Annotated in this window: 22 protein-coding genes and 2 tRNA genes; 13 read left to right on the forward strand and 11 right to left on the reverse strand. The window is 70.4% G+C overall.

Features of this window, described 5'->3' with window-relative positions; genetic code table 11:
• Positions 1–39: 39 nt before the first annotated feature.
• From ilvN to KO353_RS13885, 4 genes are all read left to right on the forward strand, one after another.
• Positions 40–549: an acetolactate synthase small subunit gene (ilvN, locus tag KO353_RS13870; RefSeq protein WP_218287405.1), complete on the forward strand. Its 510-nt coding sequence runs from the start codon at positions 40–42 to the stop codon at positions 547–549.
• A gap of 96 nt (positions 550–645) precedes the next feature.
• Entirely contained in the window at positions 646–1,665 is a 1,020-nt protein-coding gene (ilvC, locus tag KO353_RS13875; RefSeq protein ID WP_218285378.1) for a ketol-acid reductoisomerase, read from the forward strand.
• A gap of 26 nt (positions 1,666–1,691) precedes the next feature.
• Positions 1,692–2,543, forward strand: coding sequence for an alpha/beta hydrolase (locus tag KO353_RS13880; RefSeq protein ID WP_218285379.1), 852 nt, complete (start codon positions 1,692–1,694; stop codon positions 2,541–2,543).
• Between the two features lie 153 nt (positions 2,544–2,696).
• Complete coding sequence (locus tag KO353_RS13885; protein ID WP_218285380.1) at positions 2,697–3,080, forward strand: hypothetical protein; 384 nt, start codon at positions 2,697–2,699, stop codon at positions 3,078–3,080.
• A gap of 139 nt (positions 3,081–3,219) precedes the next feature.
• Here KO353_RS13885 and KO353_RS13890 read toward each other — a convergent pair whose 3' ends face one another.
• Positions 3,220–4,191 carry a hydroxyacid dehydrogenase gene (locus KO353_RS13890; RefSeq protein ID WP_218285381.1) on the reverse strand — a complete coding sequence of 324 codons (972 nt, stop codon included), beginning with the start codon at positions 4,189–4,191 and terminating at the stop codon, positions 3,220–3,222.
• Between the two features lie 347 nt (positions 4,192–4,538).
• Between KO353_RS13890 and KO353_RS13895 the strand changes: the two genes are divergently transcribed.
• The 8 genes from KO353_RS13895 to KO353_RS13930 all read left to right on the forward strand — a co-directional run bounded on the left by KO353_RS13895 (position 4,539) and on the right by KO353_RS13930 (position 12,638).
• Positions 4,539–6,143, forward strand: a complete 1,605-nt coding sequence (locus KO353_RS13895; protein ID WP_218285382.1) for a 2-isopropylmalate synthase — start codon at positions 4,539–4,541, stop codon at positions 6,141–6,143.
• A 220-nt stretch (positions 6,144–6,363) separates the two neighbouring features.
• Entirely contained in the window at positions 6,364–6,591 is a 228-nt protein-coding gene (locus KO353_RS13900; RefSeq protein WP_218285383.1) for a hypothetical protein, read from the forward strand.
• A 178-nt stretch (positions 6,592–6,769) separates the two neighbouring features.
• Positions 6,770–7,813, forward strand: coding sequence for a rod shape-determining protein (locus tag KO353_RS13905; RefSeq protein WP_218285384.1), 1,044 nt, complete (start codon positions 6,770–6,772; stop codon positions 7,811–7,813).
• A 168-nt stretch (positions 7,814–7,981) separates the two neighbouring features.
• Positions 7,982–8,845: a rod shape-determining protein MreC gene (mreC, locus tag KO353_RS13910; protein ID WP_218285385.1), complete on the forward strand. Its 864-nt coding sequence runs from the start codon at positions 7,982–7,984 to the stop codon at positions 8,843–8,845.
• A gap of 8 nt (positions 8,846–8,853) precedes the next feature.
• Positions 8,854–9,381, forward strand: coding sequence for a rod shape-determining protein MreD (gene mreD, locus KO353_RS13915; protein WP_218285386.1), 528 nt, complete (start codon positions 8,854–8,856; stop codon positions 9,379–9,381).
• Positions 9,382–9,394: 13 nt separating this feature from the next.
• Entirely contained in the window at positions 9,395–11,311 is a 1,917-nt protein-coding gene (gene mrdA / locus KO353_RS13920) for a penicillin-binding protein 2 (RefSeq protein WP_235691889.1), read from the forward strand.
• Positions 11,311–12,450 (forward strand): rod shape-determining protein RodA, encoded by a 1,140-nt coding sequence (gene rodA / locus KO353_RS13925; protein WP_218285387.1) that lies wholly within the window; start codon positions 11,311–11,313, stop codon positions 12,448–12,450. Before mrdA ends, rodA begins: the two co-directional genes overlap by 1 nt.
• A gap of 112 nt (positions 12,451–12,562) precedes the next feature.
• A tRNA-Lys gene (locus KO353_RS13930) sits at positions 12,563–12,638 on the forward strand.
• A gap of 771 nt (positions 12,639–13,409) precedes the next feature.
• Here KO353_RS13930 and KO353_RS13935 read toward each other — a convergent pair.
• The 10 genes from KO353_RS13935 to KO353_RS13980 form a co-directional block, all read right to left on the reverse strand.
• On the reverse strand, positions 13,410–13,877 hold the full coding sequence (locus tag KO353_RS13935; RefSeq protein WP_218285388.1) for a hypothetical protein: 468 nt from the start codon (positions 13,875–13,877) through the stop codon (positions 13,410–13,412).
• Positions 13,878–14,416: 539 nt separating this feature from the next.
• Complete coding sequence (locus KO353_RS13940; RefSeq protein ID WP_218285389.1) at positions 14,417–14,656, reverse strand: hypothetical protein; 240 nt, start codon at positions 14,654–14,656, stop codon at positions 14,417–14,419.
• Between the two features lie 123 nt (positions 14,657–14,779).
• Entirely contained in the window at positions 14,780–15,250 is a 471-nt protein-coding gene (locus KO353_RS13945; RefSeq protein WP_218285390.1) for a hypothetical protein, read from the reverse strand.
• 309 nt (positions 15,251–15,559) lie between these two features.
• Complete coding sequence (locus KO353_RS13950) at positions 15,560–15,991, reverse strand: hypothetical protein (protein ID WP_218285391.1); 432 nt, start codon at positions 15,989–15,991, stop codon at positions 15,560–15,562.
• A gap of 370 nt (positions 15,992–16,361) precedes the next feature.
• Positions 16,362–17,333 carry an AAA family ATPase gene (locus KO353_RS13955; RefSeq protein ID WP_218285392.1) on the reverse strand — a complete coding sequence of 324 codons (972 nt, stop codon included), beginning with the start codon at positions 17,331–17,333 and terminating at the stop codon, positions 16,362–16,364.
• A complete protein-coding gene (locus KO353_RS13960) occupies positions 17,333–18,280 on the reverse strand; it encodes a toprim domain-containing protein (RefSeq protein WP_218285393.1) in 948 nt (315 codons plus the stop codon). Before KO353_RS13960 ends, KO353_RS13955 begins: the two co-directional genes overlap by 1 nt.
• Positions 18,281–18,816: 536 nt before the next feature.
• Positions 18,817–19,518: a hypothetical protein gene (locus KO353_RS13965; protein WP_218285394.1), complete on the reverse strand. Its 702-nt coding sequence runs from the start codon at positions 19,516–19,518 to the stop codon at positions 18,817–18,819.
• 102 nt (positions 19,519–19,620) lie between these two features.
• On the reverse strand, positions 19,621–19,851 hold the full coding sequence (locus KO353_RS16545; protein ID WP_235691890.1) for a helix-turn-helix domain-containing protein: 231 nt from the start codon (positions 19,849–19,851) through the stop codon (positions 19,621–19,623).
• A gap of 70 nt (positions 19,852–19,921) precedes the next feature.
• Complete coding sequence (locus KO353_RS13975; RefSeq protein WP_218285396.1) at positions 19,922–20,059, reverse strand: hypothetical protein; 138 nt, start codon at positions 20,057–20,059, stop codon at positions 19,922–19,924.
• A gap of 208 nt (positions 20,060–20,267) precedes the next feature.
• Positions 20,268–21,554, reverse strand: coding sequence for a tyrosine-type recombinase/integrase (locus KO353_RS13980; protein WP_218285397.1), 1,287 nt, complete (start codon positions 21,552–21,554; stop codon positions 20,268–20,270).
• A gap of 135 nt (positions 21,555–21,689) precedes the next feature.
• On the opposite strand from KO353_RS13980, the gene KO353_RS13985 reads away from it, so the two are divergent.
• Positions 21,690–21,778: transfer RNA gene (locus KO353_RS13985), tRNA-Lys, on the forward strand.
• Positions 21,779–21,886: the final 108 nt, after the last annotated feature.

Below are 21,886 nucleotides of genomic sequence, written 5' to 3' on the forward strand. Positions count from 1 at the left end.
ATGCTGATCTCGCCGACACTCCCCAGGAATATCGATGCGATGACGGAAGCGACGACCCGCCAGGCGGTGATGGCCGTGCTCGTGGAGAACGAGGCGGGCGTTCTCGCCCGGGTGATCGGCCTGTTCTCGGGCCGCGGCTACAACATCGACAGCCTGACCGTCGCGCCGGTGGACGAGGCGAAGAACCTCAGCCGGATCACCATCGTCACCTCCGGCACGCCGATGGTGATCGAGCAGATCAAGGCCCAGCTCGACCGGCTCGTGCCGGTGCACAAGGTGGCCGACCTCACGCTCGAGGGGCCGCACATTGCCCGCGAGATGGCGCTGATCAAGGTGGCGGGAACCGGCGAGCGGCGGGTCGAGGCCCTGCGCATCGCCGATGCCTTCCGCGCCCGTGTGGTCGATGCGACGACGGAAAGCTTCGTCTTCGAGATGACGGGGGCGACCGACAAGCTCGACGCCTTCATCGGCCTGATGCGGCCTCTGGGCCTCGTCGAGGTGAGCCGCACGGGCGTGGTCGCAATCGCGCGCGGGCCGAAGGGGATCTGACCCGCGGCGGCGGCCGCTTGCCAGCGTCACCCGCGGCCGTTAGACGGCGCGGCTCCAGGGCGAACACCACCGGATCGAGACAGGGGAGGGAGACCGATGCGCGTCTACTACGACCGCGATGCCGACGTGAACCTCATCAAGGGCAGGAAGGTCGCCGTGATCGGCTACGGCAGCCAGGGTCATGCCCACGCCAACAATCTCAAGGACAGCGGTGTCGCCGAGGTCGTGGTGGGCTTGCGCCGCGGCTCGGCTGGAGTGGCCAAGGCGGAGGGCGCCGGCTTCAAGGTGATGGACCCGGCGGATGCGGCAAAATGGGCCGATGTGGTGATGGTGCTCACCCCGGATGAAGGCCAAGGCGAGCTCTACCGCGAGAAGCTCGGCCCCAACATGAAGGAAGGCGCGGCGTTGATGTTCGCGCACGGCTTCAACATCCACTTCAACCTGATCGAGCCGCGCCCCGACATGGATGTGCTTATGGTCGCGCCGAAGGGCCCTGGCCACACGGTGCGCAGCGAGTATCAGCGCGGTGGCGGCGTGCCCTGCCTCGTGGCGGTGGCGCAGAACGCCTCCGGCAACGCGCTCGAGCTCGGCCTCTCCTACGCCTCCGCGATCGGCGGCGGCCGGGCTGGCATCATCGAAACCACTTTCAAGGAGGAGTGCGAAACCGACCTGTTCGGCGAGCAGGTGGTGCTCTGCGGCGGGCTCGTCGAGCTGATCAAGGCGGGCTATGAGACCCTCGTCGAGGCCGGTTACGCCCCCGAGATGGCGTATTTCGAGTGCCTGCACGAGGTGAAGCTGATCGTCGACCTGATCTACGAGGGCGGCATCGCCAACATGAACTACTCGATCAGCAACACCGCAGAGTACGGCGAATACGTGAGCGGGCCGCGCATCATCACCGCCGAGACCAAGGCCGAGATGAAGCGCGTGCTGGAGGACATCACCTCGGGCCGTTTCGCGCGCGAGTGGATGCTCGAGAACAAGGTGAACCAGGCCTCGTTCAAGTCGATGCGACGCAAGCTCGCCGAGCACCCGATCGAGGAGGTTGGCGAGAAGCTCCGCGCCATGATGCCCTGGATCAAGAAGAACGCGCTCGTGGACCGGAGCCGGAACTGAGCGGCGCGGGCGGGCAAGCGCAGGTCGTGGCCGGGCAGGTCGTCGCCTTCCCCCACCGCGACTGCCCGCGGCCGGAGGCGGCCGAGGGGCTCGAGCTCCTGCTCGCCGGGCCGGAGGGCGCGCGCCCCGCCACGCTTCTCTTTCTGCACGGCGCCTCCGCCGGCGCGTGGGTGTGGGCGGAGCATGCGATGCCCGCCTTCGCCCGCGCCGGCTGGCGATCTGCCGCCCTGTCGTTCCGTGGCCATGGCCGGTCTGCCGGCCGCGCCATGCTGCACGCGCTTGGCCTGCTCGATTATGCGGCCGACGTGCGTACCGCGCTCGCCGCGCTCGACGGTCCGGTCGTTCTGGTCGCGCACTCGCTCGGCGCGCTCGTGGCGCAGATGCTTCTCGGCGACCCGAGGGTCGCTGCCATCGTCATGCTCGCCCCGGTGCCGGCCGAGGGGCTCGCTGCCGTCAATGTGCGACTCCCGCTCACCGATCCGTTCCTGTGGAAGGAGGTCGCGCGCATGCCCTGGCTCGCCGGCGGCCTCGCACCGCCGGAGCGGCTTCGCCATGCGCTGTTCAGCGCGCGGCTTCCGGACGAGCGTGCGCTTGCGGTGATGGCGCGCATGCAGCCCGAGAGCCTGCGCGCTCTCGCCGAGGCGCAGTGGCCGCGCCCGGTGGCGAGCGCCCGTCTCGTCGGCACGCCCGCACTCGTGCTCGGCGCCGCGAAGGACCCGCTCGTGCCCGAGGATACGGTGCTGCGCACGGCCTGGTTCCACGGCGCCGACCGCGCCATGCTCGACCATATCGGCCACGCGATGATGCTCGATGCCGGCTGGGAGCAGCCGGTCGCGCTCGCCCTGGCCTGGCTCGAAGGGCTTTGCCTCGGGCGCTGATCAACCCTGCCGCGTCTGGTTGGTTCGCACGCGGCCCCGGGAGAGCTATGGTAAGGGCTCGGAGGAGTGCAGATGACAGTGCCTTCTACGCCACCGATGTCCCCCCCGGGTGACGGCCCCGCCGAATCGGCGGCGCCCAAGACCCCCTCGCTGATGTTCAGCTGGATGGAAGACCCGGACGCGGCCCCGAATATGCCGTGGCGGAAAGAGCTGGAACGTCGGCTGGCGGAGCGTCTCAACAAGCCTCTGGCTCAGGCCCAGGCACAGCAGCCGGCAGAGGCGGAGACCCAGCAGTCGGCCGAGGCGCAGACGCAACAGACGCTGCCGCCCAGCGCGGCGCCCAAGACCCCCTCGCTGATGTTCAGCTGGATGGAAGATCCGGACGCGGCGCTCGAGATGCCGTGGACCAAGGACTTCAGGCGTCGGTTGGCGCAGCTGATCGCAGAGCAGACGGGTCAGCCGGAAACCCAGCAGTCGGCCGAGGCGCAGACGCAACAGACGCTGCCGCCCAGCGCGGCGCCGCCGACCCGGACCTAGCCGTCCTCACCGACGCCGTCGACGAGCTCGCCCGCGCCGGGCGGCTCGACGAGGCGGACATATCGCGCCCGCGAGCGGACCCGGCCTGCGGCACGCGCAAACGCAGCGAGCCCCAGACCACGGGGCGGCCCCCCGCGCCTCAGGCGTTCCGTCGCAACACCTCGGGGTTGACCAGGAAGCCCGGGTCGATCGTGCCGTCGAACACGTCGAGGATGTTCCGCGCCGACCGCACCGCCATCTTGGCGAGGCACTCGTCGGGCGAGGCGGCGTTGTGCGGCGAGAGCACGACGTTCTCCATCGCGAACAACGGGTGGTCCTTCGGCGGCGGCTCGACCGCGAGCACATCGAGGCCGGCTGCGGCGATCCTGCCGGACCGCAGCGCCTCGACGAGCGCGGGCTCGTCCACCACGCCGCCGCGGGCGGTGTTGATCAGCCACGCGGAGGGCTTCATCAGCCTGAAGGCCTCGGCATCCACCATGCCGCGCGTGGCAGGCGTGAGCGGGCAGTGAAGCGTCAGCACGTCGATCTCGGGCAGGACGGCCTTCCAGTCGGGCGCGGGCGTGTGCCCGTCGGCGGCGATCCGCGGCGTCGGAAAGGCCGGGTCGTGCACGAACACCTTCATGCCAAAGGCTTGGCACAGCCGCGCGACGCGCGTCCCGATCCTGCCGTAGCCGATGACGAGGACCGATCGGCCGGCGAGCTCGTGCATCGGCGGCATCGGCCCGAAGCGCCAGCCGCCCGCGCGCACCCTCTGGTCGAACGCGACCGTCCGACGCGCCACCGCGAGCATCAGCATCATCGCATGCTCCGCCACCGAGAGGTCGTTGGCGCCGTTGGAGACGGCGACGGGAATGCCGCGCGCGGTGCAGGCGGCGATATCGACCGTGTCGTAGCCGACGCCGTAGCGCGCCACGACCTTCAGCTTGGGGCAGCGCTCGAGCAAAGCCTCGGTGATCGGCTCGAGCCAGACCAGGACCGCATCGGCATCCGGCGCGCGGGAGGCGAAGCGACCGTCATCGGGGCTCAGCATCTCGATCGTGAGGTCCTCGCGCTCCTCGAGCAGGGTGAGACCCGCACGGTGCAACGGGCCGGCGAGCAGGACATGCGGCATGGGCTGGCTTCCTCATCCAGGGCGTCTTTTCCCCTCCGGGGGCCGCGCATCCTGGGGCGGCGGAGGTGATCGGGCAACCACCGGCGCTTGCAGGAGGCGGCGGCGATGTGGTTATTGTCCGTCATGACCACCGGCCCGGCCCGCGCCCCTCATTTTGCCCCTCATTTTGCGCCCGCTTCGGGGCCGGCCCTGCGCGCCCTCCCTCTCGCCCTTCTGCTTCGACTTAGCCGCCCCTGGGCGTGACGCCCCCGCGCTCGCCGCGCGAGGCACCGCTCAGGGGTCACCCCGCAACGGGCCATCGTCGGCCAGTCGTCCACACGCAGGAAGAAGCGCCAGAGGTGCATGCCATGAGTGAGCAGTCCAACGCCGCGGATCAGCCCGTCATCGACCACCCTTCCTTCGGCCGTCTCGACCCGGCCCGCGTGATCGTCTTCGACACCACGCTTCGGGACGGCGAGCAGAGCCCGGGCTTCTCGATGAACCTCGAGGAGAAGCTGCGCATGGCGGAGGCGCTCGAGGATCTCGGCGTCGACGTGATGGAGGCAGGGTTCGCGATCGCCTCTCCCGGCGACTTCGAGGCGGTGAAGGCGATCGCGGCGAAGATCCAAGGTGCGGTCGTCTGCAGCCTGGCACGGTCGGCGCGTGCGGATATCGATGCCGCGGGTGAGGCGCTGAAGCCGGCCCGGCGCAAGCGGATCCACACCTTCATCAGCACCTCGCCCCTGCACATGAAGTACAAGCTGCAGATGTCGCCGGAGGCGGTGCTCGAGGCCGTCACCGCCTCTGTCACGCAGGCACGGGGCTACACCGACGATGTCGAGTGGTCGGCCGAGGACGGCTCCCGGACCGAGCCGGACTTCCTCTGCCGCTGCGTGGAGGCAGCGATCAAGGCGGGGGCGACCACGATCAACATCCCCGACACGGTGGGCTACGCCGTGCCGGAGGAGTTCGGCGCGATCTTCCGCATGCTGCGCGAGCGTGTGCCAGGGGCGGAGAGGGTGGTCCTCTCGGCCCACTGCCACAACGATCTCGGCCTTGCCGTCGCCAACACCCTCGCCGCGGTGAAGGCCGGAGCCCGCCAGATCGAATGCACCATCAACGGCGTCGGCGAGCGCGCGGGCAATGCCGCGCTCGAGGAGCTCGCGATGGCACTGCGCACGCGGCACGACGCCTTGCCCTTCACCCATGGGATCGTGACGCAGAACATCACCCGAACCTCGCGCCTGCTCGCCACCATCACCGGCTTCGACGTGCAGCCGAACAAGGCCATTGTCGGGCGGAACGCCTTTGCCCACGAGGCGGGGATCCACCAGGACGGCATGCTCAAGCACGCCGGCACCTACGAGATCATGACGCCCGAGAGTGTCGGCCTCGCCAAATCCTCGCTCGTGCTCGGCAAGCACTCGGGCCGGGCGGCGTTCCGCGACAAGCTCAAGCAGCTCGGCTATGGCGAGATCGGCGACAACGCGCTGAACGACGCCTTCCAGCGCTTCAAGCGGCTTGCGGACGCGAAGAAGGTGGTGTTCGACGAGGACATCATCGCGCTTGTCGATGACGAGGTGGTTCGGGCGCACGACGCCATACGCTTCGTCTCGCTCGAGGTCTGGGCCGGCTCGAAGGGGCCGCAGCGTGCGGTTCTCGAGCTCGACATCGACGGCGAGACGCGGATGGCGGAGGCGACCGGTGACGGGCCGGTGGACGCGACCTTCAAGGCGATCCGCTCGCTCTTTCCGCACGAGGCCGAGCTCAAGCTCTACTCGGTCGCGGCAGTGACCGAGGGCACCGACGCCCAGGCGAAGGTGACCGTCCGGCTCGAGGAGAACGGCAAGCTGGTGGACGGGCAGGGGGCGGACACCGACACGCTGGTCGCCTCCGCCCGCGCCTATGTGCACGCTCTGAACAAGCTTCTCGTCAAGCGCGCCCGGACGGCCCCGGCGGCACTCTCGGCCTGAGGGGCTGCGCGATTAGCGCGCGGCGGTCGCTCACCGGCGGGCGGGGGGCGCGCGGCAGCCGCGGACGGGCGGTTCGCCGCGTGGCGTGAGAGCCTCCGCTCCTCTCCGACCCGGTCTGCCGAGCGGCAGGATCAGCGGAGGCTCGGGTTGCGCCGGCCCTGGCCGGCCGTTCGCGGGCTGGACGAGGCAAACGTCAGTCGATGCATGCCGAGCAGATCTGATGAGCACAGGATCGACACCACCGCCCTCTCCTCCGGAACAGGATGCGGAGAGGCCACGCGAGCCCAAGCCGTTTTCCCTGCCGCTCGACTGGATGTACGACCCGGATCGCGTCCCCGAGGTGAGCTGGAGCCGGAAAGTGGACGAAGAGGTGCGCCGCCTGCTCGAGCAGGATCCGCTGCCGCCGCCGCGGACGACCCGGAGCTCGCCGAGCTCGTCGATGCGCTGAGGCGCTGAGGCGCGACGGCAGAGGGGAAAACCGGGTTGTCCTGCGCTGCGCGGGCGCTTAAACCTCTCCGCCTCCATGCGAGGGCATGACGGTGAGGACGCACGGGCGCGAGACGGCGCCTGCGGTTGGCGTCCCCCTCGCATGACGCTGCCGTCGCCGCACTGAAGGTGGCCGATCGATGCTGTCTCGCCTGCTTGGGTTCCTCTCGGCCGACATGGCCATCGACCTCGGCACCGCCAACACGCTCGTCTACGTCAAGGGGCGCGGGATCGTGCTCGACGAGCCGTCGGTCGTGGCGATCGCCGATGTGCGCGGCAAGAAGCAGGTGCTCGCCGTCGGCGAGGAGGCCAAGCAGATGCTGGGCCGCACGCCCGGGAACATCTCCGCCATCCGGCCGCTGCGCGACGGCGTGATCGCCGATTTCGAGGTGGCGGAGGAGATGATCAAGCATTTCATCCGCAAGGTGCACAACCGCCGCAGCTTCGCCTCGCCGCTGATCATCGTCTGCGTGCCATCGGGCTCAACCGCGGTCGAGCGCCGGGCGATCCAGGAGAGCGCAGAGAGCGCCGGCGCCCGCAAGGTGCTGCTGATCGAGGAGCCAATGGCGGCGGCGATCGGCGCGGGCCTGCCGGTCACCGAGCCCTCGGGCTCGATGGTGGTCGATATCGGCGGCGGCACCACCGAGGTGGCGGTCATCTCCTTGGGCGGCATCGTCTATTCCCGCTCGGTGCGCGTCGGCGGGGACAAGATGGACGAGGCGATCATCTCCTACATCCGGCGCAACCATAACCTGCTCGTCGGCGAGGCGAGCGCCGAGCGGATCAAGATCGAGATCGGCGCCGCCTGCCCGCCCGACGACATGGACAATGGGCCGGTCAAGGAGGTGAAGGGGCGCGACCTGATGAACGGCGTGCCGCGCGAGGTGATCGTGAGCCAGCGGCAGATCAGCGAGAGCCTCTCCGAGCCGGTCTCGGCCATCGTCGAGGCGGTGAAGGTCGCGCTCGAGAACACCCCGCCGGAACTTGCCGCCGACATCGTCGACAAGGGAATCGTGCTCACCGGCGGCGGAGCGCTGTTGCACCGGCTCGACCACGTGCTTCGGGAGGCGACGGGGCTTCCGGTCTCGGTCGCCGATGATGCCCTCTCCTGCGTCGCCCTCGGCACGGGCCGCGCGCTCGAGGAGATGAAGAAGCTGCGCAACGTGCTCACCTCGATGTACTGACGTGTAACTTGTTCCGGGTAGCCTGCCGCGGGGCACCCGCGGCCCTCCCGGTCGGTTGGCGAGGCGTCCTTTCGTGCACGCTGTGGCGAACAGGCAGCTGACGGGTTCGTCCACCCGGCCCTTCCGGGCCTGGAGCCGCCTGCTCGCCCCGTCGCCGCGGAGCCGGGCGTGATCAGGGTCAGCGTTCCCGTCCGGCAGGCGATCGCGCGGCTGATCCTGCCTGTCCTGATCGCGGCGAGCTTCGGTCTGATGCTTCTCGGCAAGGCGGATACGGTGATCGTCGAGCGCGCCCGCGTTGCGCTGACCGATCTGCTCGTTCCCGTCTATGGCGTGCTGTCGCGCCCCGTGGGAGCGGTGAGGGACGCGATCGAGGCGGTGCACGGCCTCGCACGGCTCCATTCGGAGAACGCCCGGCTGAGGGAAGAGAACGCGCGGCTGCGGCGCTGGTATGACGTGGCGATGGCGCTCGAGGCCGAGAACCTCGCGCTGCGGGCCGTTTTGAACGCCCCGGCCGAGCCAACCCCGGGCTTCATCACGGCACGCGTGGTGGCCGACACCGGCACCACCTATGCCCGCTCGGTCCTGCTCTTCACCGGCCCGCGCCACGCCGTGACCAAGGGCCAGGTGGCGCTCGACCAGAACGGTCTCGTCGGCCGCGTCTCCGAGGTCGGGTCGCGTTCGGCACGGGTTCTCCTCGTCACCGACATCAACAGCCGGATCCCGGTGCGGATCGAGCGCACCGGGGCGCGCGCCATCCTCGTCGGCACGAACGGGCCGGCGCCACGGCTGCAGCACTGGTCGGAAAGCGCGCCGCCGCAGCCCGGAGACCGGGTGGTCACCTCTGCCCAGGCGGGCGCCTTCCCGGCCGGGCTTCCGGTCGGCACCGTACGCGCCGGCCCTGGTGGGGTGATCGAGGTCGAGCTGGCCGCGGACCTCGACCGGCTCACCTTCGTGCGCCTGCACGATTTCGGCCTCTCCGGCATCCTGCCGCCGGAGCAGGTCGTGCCGCCGCGCCGCCGGGGCGGCAGCTGAGGCTTGCGATGGCGGTCGGGCTTCCGCGGCGGACGCTTCTGCAGCGGCTCGACCTCGCCGCGCACGAGGCAGCGCCGGCGGCGCTCACGCTCGTTCTCGTTCTTGTCTCCTTCCTGCCGCCGCTTGTGCCCGGGCAGCCTGGCCTCCTTCCCTCCGCCCTGCCGGCCTCGGTGTTCTTCTGGACGCTCTACCGCCCGAGGCTGATGGCGCCGCCGGCCGTGTTTGGCCTCGGCCTTGTGCAGGACCTCCTCTCGGCCGCCCCGCTCGGCGTCAACACGCTTCTTTCTTTGCTCCTGCACGCCGCGGTGCTGACGCAGCGTCGGGTGCTCGTGCGCCAGTCCTTCCTGATCGTCTGGGTCGCCTTCGCCCTGCTTGCCGCCGCCCTGCTCTCGCTCGGCTGGCTCCTGCGGTCGATCCTCGCGGTTGCCGTGCTGCCGCCGCTGCCGGCGGTGGTCGAGCTCGGCCTCGTCGTCTTCCTCTATCCGGCCTATTCGTGGCTGTTCATCCGGCTTGAGCGGAGCCTCGCCGCGCCATGAGGAGGCCTGGGCGGTGAAGAGGGAGCGGAGCAGGCGCGCGCTGTTCACCCGCCGCGTGTTGATGCTCGGGGCGGGCAAGACCGTGCTGCTCGGCCTGCTCACCGGCAGGCTGTGGCAGCTCCAGGTCGAGGAGAGCGAGCGCTACGCCGTGCTCGCCGAGGAGAACCGGATCTCGGTTCGCCTCCTGCCGCCGCCGCGCGGGCGTATCCTCGACCGCTTCGGCGTGCCGATCGCCGAGAACCGGATGAACTGGCGAGCCATGCTGGTCGCCGAGCGGACCGACGATGTGGCCGCGACGCTTGCCACCTTCTCCAATCTCGTGCCGCTCAGCGACCACGAGCGCGCCCGGATCGAGCGCGACGTGCGTCGGCGGCGACGTTTCGTGCCCGTGCTCGTGCGCGAGTTCCTTGACTGGGAGGACATGGCCCGGATCGAGGTGAACGCCCCCGACCTTCCGGGGATCCTCACCGATCTCGGCACGAGCCGAACCTATCCGTTCGGCGAGCCATTCGCCCATCTCGTCGGCTACGTCGCGCCGCCGGCGGAAGCGGATCTCGACGGCGACCCGATGCTCCAGCTTCCCGGGATCCGGATCGGCCGCGCCGGGCTCGAGCGCCAGCACGACCGCGTGCTTCGGGGGCGCGCCGGCAAGGTGCAGCTCGAAGTCAATGCCGTCGGACGCGTGATCCGCGAACTCGACCGTCAGGAGGGGACACCCGGCAAGACGCTCACCACCACGCTCGATGCCGGGCTCCAGCTCGCCGCAGCGAAGCGGATCGAGAACGACAGCGCCGCCGTCGTCGTGCTCGACGCGCGCAACGGCGAGGTCCTCGCGATGGCCTCGAGCCCGTCCTTCGACCCCAATATCTTCACCGAGGGGGTCTCGGCGGCGCAGTGGCGCGCCTGGACGACGAACCGCCGCAACCCGCTCGTCAACAAGGCGATCGCGGGGCTCTACGCTCCGGGCAGCACCTTCAAGATGGTGGTCGCGCTCGCCGGCCTCGAGGCGCGCGCTGTCACCCCCGGCGAGCGGATCGCCTGCTGGGGCGTGACCGAGCTTGGTGATGCGAAGTTCCACTGCTGGAAGCGCGGCGGCCATGGCTGGCTCGACATGCGCGAGGCGATCAAGCAGTCCTGCGACTGCTACTTCTACGAGGTCGCGCGCCGCGTCGGCATCGACCGGATCGCCGCGATGTCGCGCCGCTTCGGCCTCGGTGTCGATCTCGAGCTCGACCTTCCCGGCGCCCGCGCGGGCCTCGTTCCGACCAGGGAATGGAAGCGCGCGACCCAGGGCGTTCCCTGGCAGCAGGGCGAGACGCTCGTGCACGGCATCGGCCAGGGCTTCCTGCAGGTCACCCCGCTCCAGCTTGCGGTGATGACGGCGCGGATGGTCAATGGCGGGCGCGCGATCCAGCCGCACCTGACACGGGCGCTCGACGGCGAGCTCGTGCGTGGCCACCGGCTCGAGGACTGGCCGGCGATGGGGATCCCCGAGGGCCACCTCCAACTGATGCGCGACGCGATGGCCGGCGTGGTGAACGAGCGCGGCGGCACGGCCTGGGCGAGCCGCTTGCCCGCGGAGCTCGGCCTCCAGATGGGCGGCAAGACCGGAACGACGCAGGTGCGCCGGATCACGCTTGCCGAGCGCGAGCGCGGGCTCAGACGCCAGGAGGATCTGCCCTACGAGTGGCGGCACCATGCCCTGTTCGTCGGCTTCGCCCCGGTCGACCAGCCTGTCTATGCCATCTCGGTTGTCGTGGAGCATGGCGGGGGCGGCTCGACCGCGGCGGCGCCGATCGCCCGCGACGTGCTGATCGAGACGCTGCTGCGTGACCCTGCGCGCCGAACCACACCGCCGCCCGCGCCGCCGCGGCCCGACACGCAGCGCGTGGCCGAGGCCGCGCCTGCTCCGTCCCCGCCGAGGCGCTGATGCAGCGCCTTCTCGTGCGCGACCGGGGCATCAGCATCGCCGGCAAGCTCGCCGCGGTGAGCTGGCCCTTCGTCCTTCTCCTGTGCCTGCTCGCCGCCACCGGCTACGCGATGCTCTATTCTGCCGCCGGAGGCAGCGCCGAGCCCTGGGCCTTCCGGCATGGCCTGCGCTTCGCCTTCGGCTTGCTCCTGATGCTGTCGATCGCGCTCGTCGACATCCGCGTCATCCTCCGGCTCGCTTGGCCGCTCTTCCTCGTCGGTGTGGGGCTCCTCGTCGCGGTGGCGCTGCACGGTGCGGTGGGCAAGGGGGCGCAACGGTGGCTCGATCTCGGGCCGATCCAGCTCCAGCCGTCGGAGCTGATGAAGATCTTCATCGTCATCGCGCTCGCGTCCTGGTTCCACCGGGCGAGCATCGAGCGCGTCGGCAACCCGCTGTTCCTGATCCCGCCCCTGGTCGCGGTCGCCATTCCGGTGGTGCTGATCCTGCGCCAGCCAAACCTCGGCAACGCGGTGATCACCTGCCTGCTCGCCGGGGTGATGCTGTTCGCCGCTGGTGTTCGGCTATGGAAGTTCGCGCTCGCGGGCAGTGCCGCTGCGGTTGCGGCGCCGATCGCCTACGAGCGGCTGCATGATTACCAGAAGAACCGGATCCTCACCTTCCTCAACCCGGAGAGCGACCCGCTCGGCACCGGCTACCACATCATTCAGTCGAAGATCGCGCTCGGCTCGGGCGGCCTGTTCGGCCAGGGCTTCGTTCAGGGAACCCAGAGCCAGCTCAACTTCCTGCCTGAGAAGCAGACCGACTTCATCTTCACCATGCTGGCGGAGGAGTTCGGCTTCGTCGGCGCTGCCGCGTTGATCGGGCTCAATCTCGCGATCGTGCTCTACGGGCTTGCGATGGCGCTCGCCTGCCGGCACCAGTTCGGCCGCCTGGTTGCTGTCGGCATCACGACGAACTTCTTCCTCTACGTGTTCGTCAACATCGCGATGGTCATGGGGGCGATCCCGGTCGGCGGAGTGCCGCTGCCGCTCGTCAGCCACGGCGGGTCGGCCATGATCACGGTGATGATCGGCTTCGGCGTGCTGATGAGCGTCCACGTCCATCGCGACGTCGAGATCGAGGGGGAGCAGCCGGCCTGAGCGGTCGCCGCGAGGGGCGCCGGTGCCGCGCCGCGGGCCGCAAGCCTCGACAGTGCTGGGGGGCTTTGCTATAGCGCGCGGCGTCGCGGGTGTGGTCGTCCCGTGGGCAGGCGGGCGCATAGCTCAGTTGGTAGAGCAGCTGACTCTTAATCAGCGGGTCCAAGGTTCGAATCCTTGTGCGCCCACCACATCAGAGACGCGGGGGCACACCGGGGGCACAAGGCGGGCGAGACGGGATGCGACGCTTTGAGCCGGTGCAGGGGCCGGCGCACCATCTCAGCCCGGCGCAGGGCGGCGCAGGGCGGCCCGGAGCGGGCGGTGCGCCGGGCGAGGTCCACTATGCCCCACCGCAGCGTCAGCGCCTCGCCGGAGCGCCTTCCCGTCAGCGCGAGGAAGCGGACGCAAGCAAGCGCCGGCGGCCACATGCCGCTTTCCAGCGCGTCAAGCGCGCGGGGCTTGGCGAGTTTCGCCCGGCGCGCGCTGCGGCCTTCCGCCACCTGATGCATGAAGCGCTCTACGTCGCGGCGCGTGACGGCGCGCGGGCGGGACGGCCAGGCGCCCGGCCTCACCGAGCGCACCCGGCTTGCGGGCGGGACGAGACCCCAGAATGCCAATTCGGAAGTCTTCCGAATTGGCAGTGTCCCGCGTCGCCCAGCGCCTTGAACGCGCCCTGTCCGATCCCTCCGCCGAGCGCGAAGGCGTGTCAGGCCGCAGCGTGATCAGGGTGACAAAAGGAAACAGTTTCCATTTGTCACCTAATGCATCCGATCCCGCCGCCGACCGTGATGCCAAGCTTCGCGCAGTCGCGGCGCATCGTGCGTCAGAATCAGACGTGCCCCTACGCGGCCCCAGGAAGCCCGTAGAGCGGCCTCAGCCCCTCGCCGCTATGGGGGCGGTAGCGGGCAGCCCCGCAGGACGCACCCACGGGCCTTCCTACGGGCCCGCGCGGGCCGGCTGGATCAGTCCCCGTCGGTCGGCTCGGCCATCTCGGCCTGCGACTCGCGCGCAATCCGTCCCGTGACCAGCGACTTGCCGTCCGGGTCGTAGAGCGCATCCCAGTTCACGGTTTGGCGCCATGTCTCCGGGGTCGGCAACGCAACCTCCGGGCCGCCGGCCGCCTCGATCGCCTCGGCGACAAACAGCGCAACGAGGTCGGCGGCCTGCTCGGCCGTCGCGCGGTCGATCCCGACCTCAGCACACGCCAGCACGACGGAAGGCGCCACCTCGCACAACGTGCCCTCCGCGCCCTGTCGGAGCAGGTTGCCGATTAGGCGGCGCTGTTGGGCCTCCGTCAGAACGGCAAGGGAAAGCGCGTCATCCGCCCATGCCTCGGCCAAACGAACGATCTCGGCCTCTCGCTCACGATGCTTCCGCCAGCGCGCTTCGGCCAGGCGGCGGCCTTGCTCACTGTTTCTGATCGTCGGCACGGAAAGGCTCCCTCTTACGCAACATTATTGCTCCGCAGATTGCGTATGCGCATCTTCCTTGCGTGTGCGCATGATGCGTGCATGCAGCGTCGCAGAAACGCACGAAATTGCCGCATTGGTAGGCATCTACGCATGAAAATTGCCCTGACGCTGGCGGGGTGCCGCGCGTCCGCCTCTCGCATAGCGGGTCGCCAGGAAGGACCCGCGCTGGCCACCCGCTATCGCGCGGCATGGCGCCCCTCAGCCTCAGCCTCGGCTTGTGCCAGGCGCTCGCCGACCGCGATAAGCAAGGTCGATTGCCGCTTTGTCGCTTCGCCGACCCTCAGCACGGCAGCCGCAACCGCGCGCTCAAGCGTCCCCGTCCAAAGGGGACGGCGGAGGATGCCTTCGGCCGCCGTGCGCTCTTCCGGCGTCAGCGGCCGGCGCTGCGGGGGCGGACGCTTCGGCCTGCGCCGCCGAGTCGCCGGGGCGCGGGTGTCATTGTCATGATGCATCGATCATTCCTTTCATGTCATGGGTTTGTCTGCGGCGCTTCGGCCTCAGGCCAGCGGCAGCGCGGCTTGTCGTGGGTCCGGCGCGGCCGGGCGGCGGCGAGGCTTCGGCCTCGCGCTGGCCATTGTCCTGCGCAGGCGTGCCACCTCGGCAGCGGCGGCGCGGCGCAACAGGCCGAGCGCCTCGGATCGGCGCGCGTAGAACGCCTCCGCGTCGCGCCAGTCGGGGCGCAGCGAGCGCACCAGCGCAGCGGCACGCGCGAGAGGCGCTTCCTCGGCGAGCGTCATAGTGCGTGCGCCCGCTTGAAGGCGGCGACAAGCGGCGCGAGGCGGGCGGTAGCGGGGCGCATCAGAACGTCCTCCGGGTCGCGTTGGTAACTTCGTTCGGCGCCGGCGGCCGGGCTTGGTGGGTTAGAGTCCCATCTGACCGCCCGGGTTCGCGTCCTCGATGGCCGCGCGTATCTCCCCATCGAGCGCGTCAATCTCATCCGCCGAGAGACGGCGGGAGACAGGCTTCGGCAGGAACAGGACCGAGACGGTCCAGCCTGGGAACCACCAGGACGGTTCCGGTGGCGTGGTGGCGACGAGCGGCACGCCACGCTGCGCGAAGGCTTCCGTCAGCCGCGCGGCGAGCCCCGCGTCAGCGTAGGGCTGCGTCAGGATGCCGGCGGGCCGGCCGCGCCCCCAGACGAAATGCGCCGTGTGATCGAGGCCGCAGACACGCAGTCTTGGATGGCGGCGCACGAACCACGGTGAGCGGTGGCCGGCGGCAAGCTCGGCGAGTGAGAAGGTCGTGCGGGCCAGCTTCCATCCTCGCTTCGCGGCGAAGCGGGCGCAGTGTGCGGGGTGTTCGAGATAGGCGGCGCGACGGTCAGCGGACATGATCGGTCTCCGTTGCAGGGGTGGGGTCGTCAGGAAGCGGGGCGGCCAGGCCATAGGCCAGCCGCGCGCGGTCGTCCTCGGCCGGGTTCGGCGGCTCGACACACTCAACACACCGCCAGCCTGTATCCGGCAGGCACCACCACAGCGAGGCCGTGCCGGCGCGGGCGGGCCGCAGACGGCGCAGAAGTCGCGGCCTTCGATCAGCGGCGTCGGGCGGGCGCCGTAGGGCGGCCGGGCTTCGGGGCGCAGGGCGCAGCGGCGGCGCAGAGGCCCGGTCGAGCGCCTGCCGGAACGGGTTTGGGTCGGCGATCATGGCGCCGTCACCACGCCGGAGGCGGAGAGATGAATGGGCGGTCGGCACGACGCGCATCGCCACCCGCGAGGCGCCTCACGCTCACGCCAGAACCGCCCGCCACGGCAGACAAGGCACCACGCGCCCTGCGGCGGGGGGTCGAGCGATGCCCAGGACGGTGGCCGCGCTAGGTGCTCAGTCGCGATGGCAACCCGCTCGGCGAGGTCGCCCCGCAGACCGTCGTCAAGCGTCGCGGCTCCCTCAGCCGTGATCGTAAGCGTGCGACCGCCTGGGAGCGTCAGCCGGTAGCCGCCGCCCAGCGCCTCGACCGCCGCGCCCTTGTCCAGCCAGCGCCGCACCTCGCCCCCAAGCGCGCGCGCTGGCCGCTCGGCCACCATCCGCGCCCCGGGCCAGGTCGCGAGGATCGCCTCGGCGAGAGACTGTCCCACGGCGGGCTTCGTTTCGCAGCCGAGCGGGACACCTGAAACTCGCGGTTTTCCGCCGCTTTCGGCCAAGTGTCCCGCTGTCCCAGCCCTAGGGGGTGGGACAGTGGGACAGTGCAGGGACGCAACGGAATGCTGCGCCCGCGAAGGCGAGGCGGTAGGCGCGGGTCCAGAGCCTTCGGCGGCTTCCGGGACTGTCCCAGGGGTGTCCCGCTGGGACACTTCGTGGGACACCCCGTGGGACACCCTAAGCCATTGATCTAGCTGCGAAATACGGCAAGTGTCCCGCTGTCCCACGCTATAGGGGTGGGACAGTGGGACACCCGGGGACGCGGTGTCCCGCTGGGACAGGACGGCGGCGGCCAGCGCGGCCCAGTCAGGCGCGGCCATGCGCGGCTCCCTGCGCTTGCTTAAGGCGATGGACGGCGGAGCGGGACAGTCCCGTTTCCTCGGCCACGTCGCGTATGCTCATGCCGGCGGCGAGCAGCTCGGCGGCACGGGCGCGTTGCTCGTCGGCAAGGTCGCGCCATGCCCATGTGAGCCCGCTGTCGGGGGTCTCGACCAGCTCGGCGGCGAAGGGCGCGGCATCCGCCCCCGTCACGCCGCGCGCCTTTTCGAGATGCACCTCGAAAGCGGCGCCGCGCGTCGGGACGTAATCTGCCGGACGGCGCAGCGCGATCACGGTATCAAGCGCATCTTCGCGGCGGGAGGTGCCGCGTTGTTGGCCCCCCTTAGCTGCGTGATGGATGAGGATCACGCCTTTACCGAGACGGCGCAGCCGCAGGAGCCAAGCTTGCAGGTCGCCCCAATCGTCTGCTTCGTTTTCCCGCAGGCCGGCGGCCAGCGTCGAGATATTATCAAGAATGACGACTTCGGCCCCCGTGGCGGTCATCTCGGCCTCAAGAGCTCGCTGCGTCTCGGGCCGCGCGATGCTCGGCAGCCCCTCCGGCGCGAGGTCGGCCGCGAGGAAGCGGAGAAAGTCGGCCCCGGGGGGGTGTGTGGATGCGCCGCGGATCAGCCGCGCCAGGCGCTCTTGCAACTGCGCCGCGGGCATCTCTCCGTCCACGTAAAGCACGCGCTTCGGCGCGGGCGCGCGCCATTTCAGCGCGGCACCGCCCGACGCGACAGCGAGCGCGATGCTCAGCGCGGTGAATGTTTTTCCAAGGCCGCGTTTGGCGTAGATCATTACCAGCCCGGGACAAGGTAGCACCGGTTCCAGCGCGTATTCGCGTGGTGGCAGGTTCATCATGAGCAGCTCGGCCGCCGTCACGGAACGTAGGCGTGGAGGCTCGGGCGCGTCCGCGGCCGGGACTTCAATGAAACCAGGAGGAAGCCCGGTGTCAGGCATCACGCGACCTCCAGCATGTCAGCGGCGTCGGCACGCTCGCGGAACGGCATGATGATGCGCACCTGAAGCCCCTGCTGGCGTAGTCGGCGGGCGACTTCCTGCGCGGCGCGGAGGCCGGCATCGTCGTGATCGGCGCAGATGATCGCCTCGCGCGCCCATGCCGGCGGCGTGATCTTCGGCAGGTTCGAAGCGCCGAGGCTCGCCCACGTCGGAATGCCGAGCAGCATCGCGGCGGCTAACGCGGTCTCGACACCTTCGGCGAGCGCCCATCTCCCGACCGGATCAGGATGCCAGGCGAAGCGCGCGGCGCGTCCGGCGATGGGGCCGAGTGCGAGTTTCAGTTTCGATCCATCCGGCCGGCGTCTCGGGCTGCCGTCAGGCGCGATAAGGATGCGCTGGCAAGCGCGGATCAGGCCGGTTTCGGCGTCATTCACGCCGACAATCAACGCGTCGGTCTCGGCGTGCCACCGCATGGTAGGCGGCCATCCGACAAGCCCGGCATGCGGCGGCAGGCGAGCTGGGTCGATGCCCCGGCCGCGCAGGTAAACTTCGGCCGGCGTGTTGCAGATGCTCGGGCGCGCCTCGTGCCATAGGCGCAACGCTGCGGCCTCGCGCTCGGAATCGTCCGGCGCAGGCGGCGGCTTGGCGGGGCGAGGCTCGCGGCTCGGCGGCAGCTCGCCGAAGAAGGCGCGCGCAAACTGCACCGCCTCCGCGAAGTCGCAGCGGCGCGAGCGCTGAATCAGGTCGAACAGGTCGCCGCCCTCGCCGCGCTCGTGGTCGTGCCAGAGGCCAGCGCGCTCGCCGGCAACGGCCAGCGAGAGCGAGCCGCGCCGGCCCCATCGCAGCTCGCTGCGACTGCGGAACGTCGGCGTGCCGAGCAGCGCTTCGGCAACCTCGGCGGCGCGGGCGCGGAGGGCGGCGCGGAGGGTTTCGGTATCGTCACGCATTGTGAGCATCCTTTGACTGGATGCCCGGCGCGGGACTTGCGGCGATATGGCCGGCGGGCTATATTCGCGGCGTCCCAGTGCCGCGAATGTTTGCCCCCGCCCGGTCGCAGCTCCCGCGCCGGGCGGTTTCTATTCAGCGGCGGGCGCGGTCGCAGCGGCGCGGGCGGCGACGATCGCGCGCACATCCGCAAGCCGCCACCGGGGCGCGCGCGCCGAGATGTAGATCGGTTTCGGGAACGTTCCGCGAGCAACATCACGCCAGACCGTCGACACACCGGAGCGCCGCAATGCGGCAACCTCGCGCACGGTCAAGAGCGCTTCAGTCGCGAGATGGTCAGGAACCGGCGGCGGGGGAATCTTGCGGCGCGACCGGCGGACCTTGGGAGCATCTGACATTGGAGCACCTCTGCAATGAAAGGTGCCCCCCAATATTCACATCTGAACGCGCCGTGCACCGGGTGATTTCAGCCGACTTTTCGCGGGGAAATCCTCCCATTTCTCCCCGCATGCCTAGCAACCCATTGATATTATTGGCTCTATGCGAGGGTTCGGGGTTCGGGTTGCCTCTCCCGCAGCGCATCGCGCACGGCGTCGCGGCTTGGCGGCATCACGCCAGCGGCGCGGCACAGAACCGCGACCAACCGCACCATGTCGGCTTCGCGCGGCCGGAACGCGAGGTCGCCGAGCGCGGCCACCACCTCGCGCAGATAGCCGCGCCAGCTCGGTTTCTGACTTGTCAGCCCCGGCGCCTCCGAGAGGTCCGGCTCGGCTTCCAGCCCATCGGCGAGGCAATCGAGCGCGTCGGCGGTTCTGAATGTCCACACGTAGGACGGCGTGGTTGGCCCGATCATGTCGCGCACCCACTCGGGCAGGCACGTCAGGGCCGATAGCACCACGTCTGGCGCGAGCGGCTCAGATTGGATCGCCCGCAGTGTCGCGGCGAGCGCGCGCGCGTCGCGTGCGGCCTTCCGTCGCCGCGCCATGTTGATCTTGCGGCGCACCCGCCGCGCGGCTGTGCCGCGCGCGTCATGCCCAAGCGCGAGGGGTATCACGACGGCACCGACCAGCATCGCGGCGGCGTCCAGGCTCGACCAGCCGCGCGCGGCCAGCACCGGCACGTGTTCCGCGAGGCGTTTCCAGAACGCTCGCAGCTCGGGCGCCTCGATCAGCGCGCGTTGGTCAGGTGTCAGCCCCTCCGCCGTCGCGGCGTCGCGCAGAACGTCCGGGAAGTCTTCCATGGCGCGCCTCCGATGCGCGCTCCGAAGGGTTGGTCGGCGCGGCAACCGAGTCGGAGTCTCGGCTTTCGGCGGCCAAACCTAGCCGCGCCGGGGAGGATCATATCAGGCGGCGAGCGCGCGTTGCACCGCCTCCGGTTCCTTGGCGATCACGGCAAGCAGGATGCGTGCGGTCCGGTCCGGCCGCCGTCGCCCCTGTTCCCATGCCTGCAACGCGGTCACGTCCAGCCCGAAGCGGCGCGCGAAGGCCGCTTGCGACAGGCCGAGCGCGGCGCGGATGCCGGCCACGTCCACCGTCTCGGGCACCCTCAGAACGTAGTCGCGCAGGCCGGGCATCGTCTCGCCGCGCAGGTGCGCCGCGACCTCGCGGGCGGCTTGCTCGATCCGCTTGCCGCGCGCGGTCCGCTCAGAGGGCCTCGCGGATGCTGCGGATCGCGGCCCGGATCGCTTCGCGGTCGGCATGTGTCAGGTCCTCCTTCGCGCCCTTCGCGTAAATGTCCAGCAGCGCCAGCAGTTCGGGTGCCGGCGCGTAGAAGTAGATCACCCGCGCCCCACCCCGCTTGCCGCGCCCCGGCCAGCGCCACACGCGCCTTGCGCGCACCGCCGGTGCCGGGGATCACCGGCCAAGCGTCCGGCCGTGCGGCAATCTCGGCCTCGACGGCGGCGCGCTCCGCCACAGAGAGAAGTCTCGCGGCGGCGCGGTCGTAGCCGCGCGTGGCGATGACCCTCATACGACAATGCCTGACAGTAGATCAACCAGCGTCTACCAGCGTCGCCCTCCGCCGCTCGGCGAGCGCCACCACCTCGGCACCGTCCCCGACCAGCCCCGCCACGAAGGCCTGCCAAGTCGTCAGCGCCGCGATCGCCTCGCGCTGGTAGTCGTGCCGGTCATAGACGCGCGCCAGCGCCGGCCGGCCGGAGATGTGGTTGAGCGCGGCCTCCGCGTGATCGTTCGGCACGCCGAGCCGCGCCATGCCAGACCGCGCGGTGCGGCGGAGGTCGTGGAACCGCCACGGCGCCGGCACGGGCAGGCCGGCCCGCTCGGCGAGCGCTGCCATGCGCGCATCCAGCCGGGCCTTCAGCTTACTGAAGCCCGACAGCGGCGAGGACGAGAGGCGACCGAGCAGGCAATGCGTCTCGGGCGGATCGTCCACCGGCCAGACGGCGCGCAGTTCGGCAAGGGCGAGGTCGCCGAGCGGGACCGTCAGCGCCCTGCCGTTCTTGGTGCGGATGGCGGGCAGGTGCCAGCGGCCGGCGGCGAGGTCCACCTCGCCCGCGCGCAGGCCGGCAACCTCGGCCTCGCGGGCGGCGGTCAGGATCAGCAGCCGGACGAAGGCGCGCGGCTTCGGGGCTTCGGCGGCCGATGCCTGCCAGAGAAGCCGCAGCTCGTCATCGGTCAGCGTGCGCTCGCGGGGCCGAGGCGGAGGTGCGAGGGTCGCGGCCCCCTTGCGCGGCAGGATCGGCGCATCGATCCAACCGGCGGCTTCGGCATGGTTCAGGAAGGCCGAGGCGACGCGGTAGAGCAATGCAGCGGCGGCGGGCGCGGTGCGTGCCTTCGCTTCGATCAGCGCCACCCAGTCGGCGCGGGTCGTCAGGCGGAGCGGTCGCTTGCCGAGGCGCGGGGCAATGTCGCGGGCGGCGAGGCGCGCGACTTCGTCGGCGTGGCGGTCGCTCCATCGCGCGCGCTTGGCGTCCTGCCATTGGGCGAGGCGCTCGGCCACGCTCGGTTCGGCACGCTCGGCGGCGCGCTTGGCGCGGGCTTGGCGCTTCTCGGCGACGGGATCGGCGCCGCGTTGCAGGGACGCAAGCGTGTCGAGCGCCGCACGGCGGGCCTCACTCAGCCCGAGGGCGGGATAGGTGCCGAGCGTGACGCGCGTGTGCCGACCATCGGCGGTGCGCCCCCGCACGGTCCAGGCGGCGGCGCCGGCGGCGGTGATGCGGAAGCAGAGGCCGCGCACGCGGGAGTCCCAGAGTTCGAGGCGGCCCGAGGCGGGCGGCTTGAGGGCGCGGAGGAAGGCGTCGGTGAGGTCGCGCCGCATGCGGATCGTTCCCTTCTCGCATTGTGCCCCCGGGCCTTCGGGGGCACACCGGGGGCACAAGATAGGCGCGATGCCAGGAAGCGTCCATAGACAACCGTAGATGGTGATGCACGTGGTATCAATGGTTTAGCGGAGGGGTGTCGGCGCGAAAGGGCGGCTTTCCGGGGCTGCGCAACTGACTCTTAATCAGCGGGTCCAAGGTTCGAATCCTTGTGCGCCCACCATGATTTCAAGGACTTAGCGCGAAAGAACATTAGGCGTCAAAGTCCGTCAAACTCGGTTTGTTCCTTTGACGTTTGTTCACGGCGTGTTCTCAGCCTCCAGCCGCCGCC

This window comes from Elioraea tepida, assembly GCF_019203965.1.
Taxonomy (GTDB): Bacteria; Pseudomonadota; Alphaproteobacteria; order Acetobacterales; family Acetobacteraceae; genus Elioraea_A; species Elioraea_A tepida.

Excerpts from the sequence above, each read along its gene's own strand:
- KO353_RS13965 (WP_218285394.1), bottom strand. The coding sequence starts at position 19,518 with ATGGAAGACTTCCCGGACGTTCTGCGCGACGCCGCGACGGCGGAGGGG.
- KO353_RS13940 (WP_218285389.1), bottom strand. The coding sequence starts at position 14,656 with ATGACGCTCGCCGAGGAAGCGCCTCTCGCGCGTGCCGCTGCGCTGGTG.
- mreD (WP_218285386.1), top strand. The coding sequence starts at position 8,854 with ATGGCGGTCGGGCTTCCGCGGCGGACGCTTCTGCAGCGGCTCGACCTC.
- KO353_RS13945 (WP_218285390.1), bottom strand. The coding sequence starts at position 15,250 with ATGTCCGCTGACCGTCGCGCCGCCTATCTCGAACACCCCGCACACTGC.
- KO353_RS16545 (WP_235691890.1), bottom strand. The coding sequence starts at position 19,851 with ATGCCCGGCCTGCGCGACTACGTTCTGAGGGTGCCCGAGACGGTGGAC.
- KO353_RS13890 (WP_218285381.1), bottom strand. The coding sequence starts at position 4,191 with ATGCCGCATGTCCTGCTCGCCGGCCCGTTGCACCGTGCGGGTCTCACC.
- ilvC (WP_218285378.1), top strand. The coding sequence starts at position 646 with ATGCGCGTCTACTACGACCGCGATGCCGACGTGAACCTCATCAAGGGC.
- KO353_RS13885 (WP_218285380.1), top strand. The coding sequence starts at position 2,697 with ATGTTCAGCTGGATGGAAGACCCGGACGCGGCCCCGAATATGCCGTGG.
- ilvN (WP_218287405.1), top strand. The coding sequence starts at position 40 with ATGACGGAAGCGACGACCCGCCAGGCGGTGATGGCCGTGCTCGTGGAG.
- rodA (WP_218285387.1), top strand. The coding sequence starts at position 11,311 with ATGCAGCGCCTTCTCGTGCGCGACCGGGGCATCAGCATCGCCGGCAAG.
- KO353_RS13955 (WP_218285392.1), bottom strand. The coding sequence starts at position 17,333 with ATGCCTGACACCGGGCTTCCTCCTGGTTTCATTGAAGTCCCGGCCGCG.
- KO353_RS13895 (WP_218285382.1), top strand. The coding sequence starts at position 4,539 with ATGAGTGAGCAGTCCAACGCCGCGGATCAGCCCGTCATCGACCACCCT.
- KO353_RS13900 (WP_218285383.1), top strand. The coding sequence starts at position 6,364 with ATGAGCACAGGATCGACACCACCGCCCTCTCCTCCGGAACAGGATGCG.
- KO353_RS13905 (WP_218285384.1), top strand. The coding sequence starts at position 6,770 with ATGCTGTCTCGCCTGCTTGGGTTCCTCTCGGCCGACATGGCCATCGAC.
- KO353_RS13980 (WP_218285397.1), bottom strand. The coding sequence starts at position 21,554 with ATGCGGCGCGACCTCACCGACGCCTTCCTCCGCGCCCTCAAGCCGCCC.
- KO353_RS13960 (WP_218285393.1), bottom strand. The coding sequence starts at position 18,280 with ATGCGTGACGATACCGAAACCCTCCGCGCCGCCCTCCGCGCCCGCGCC.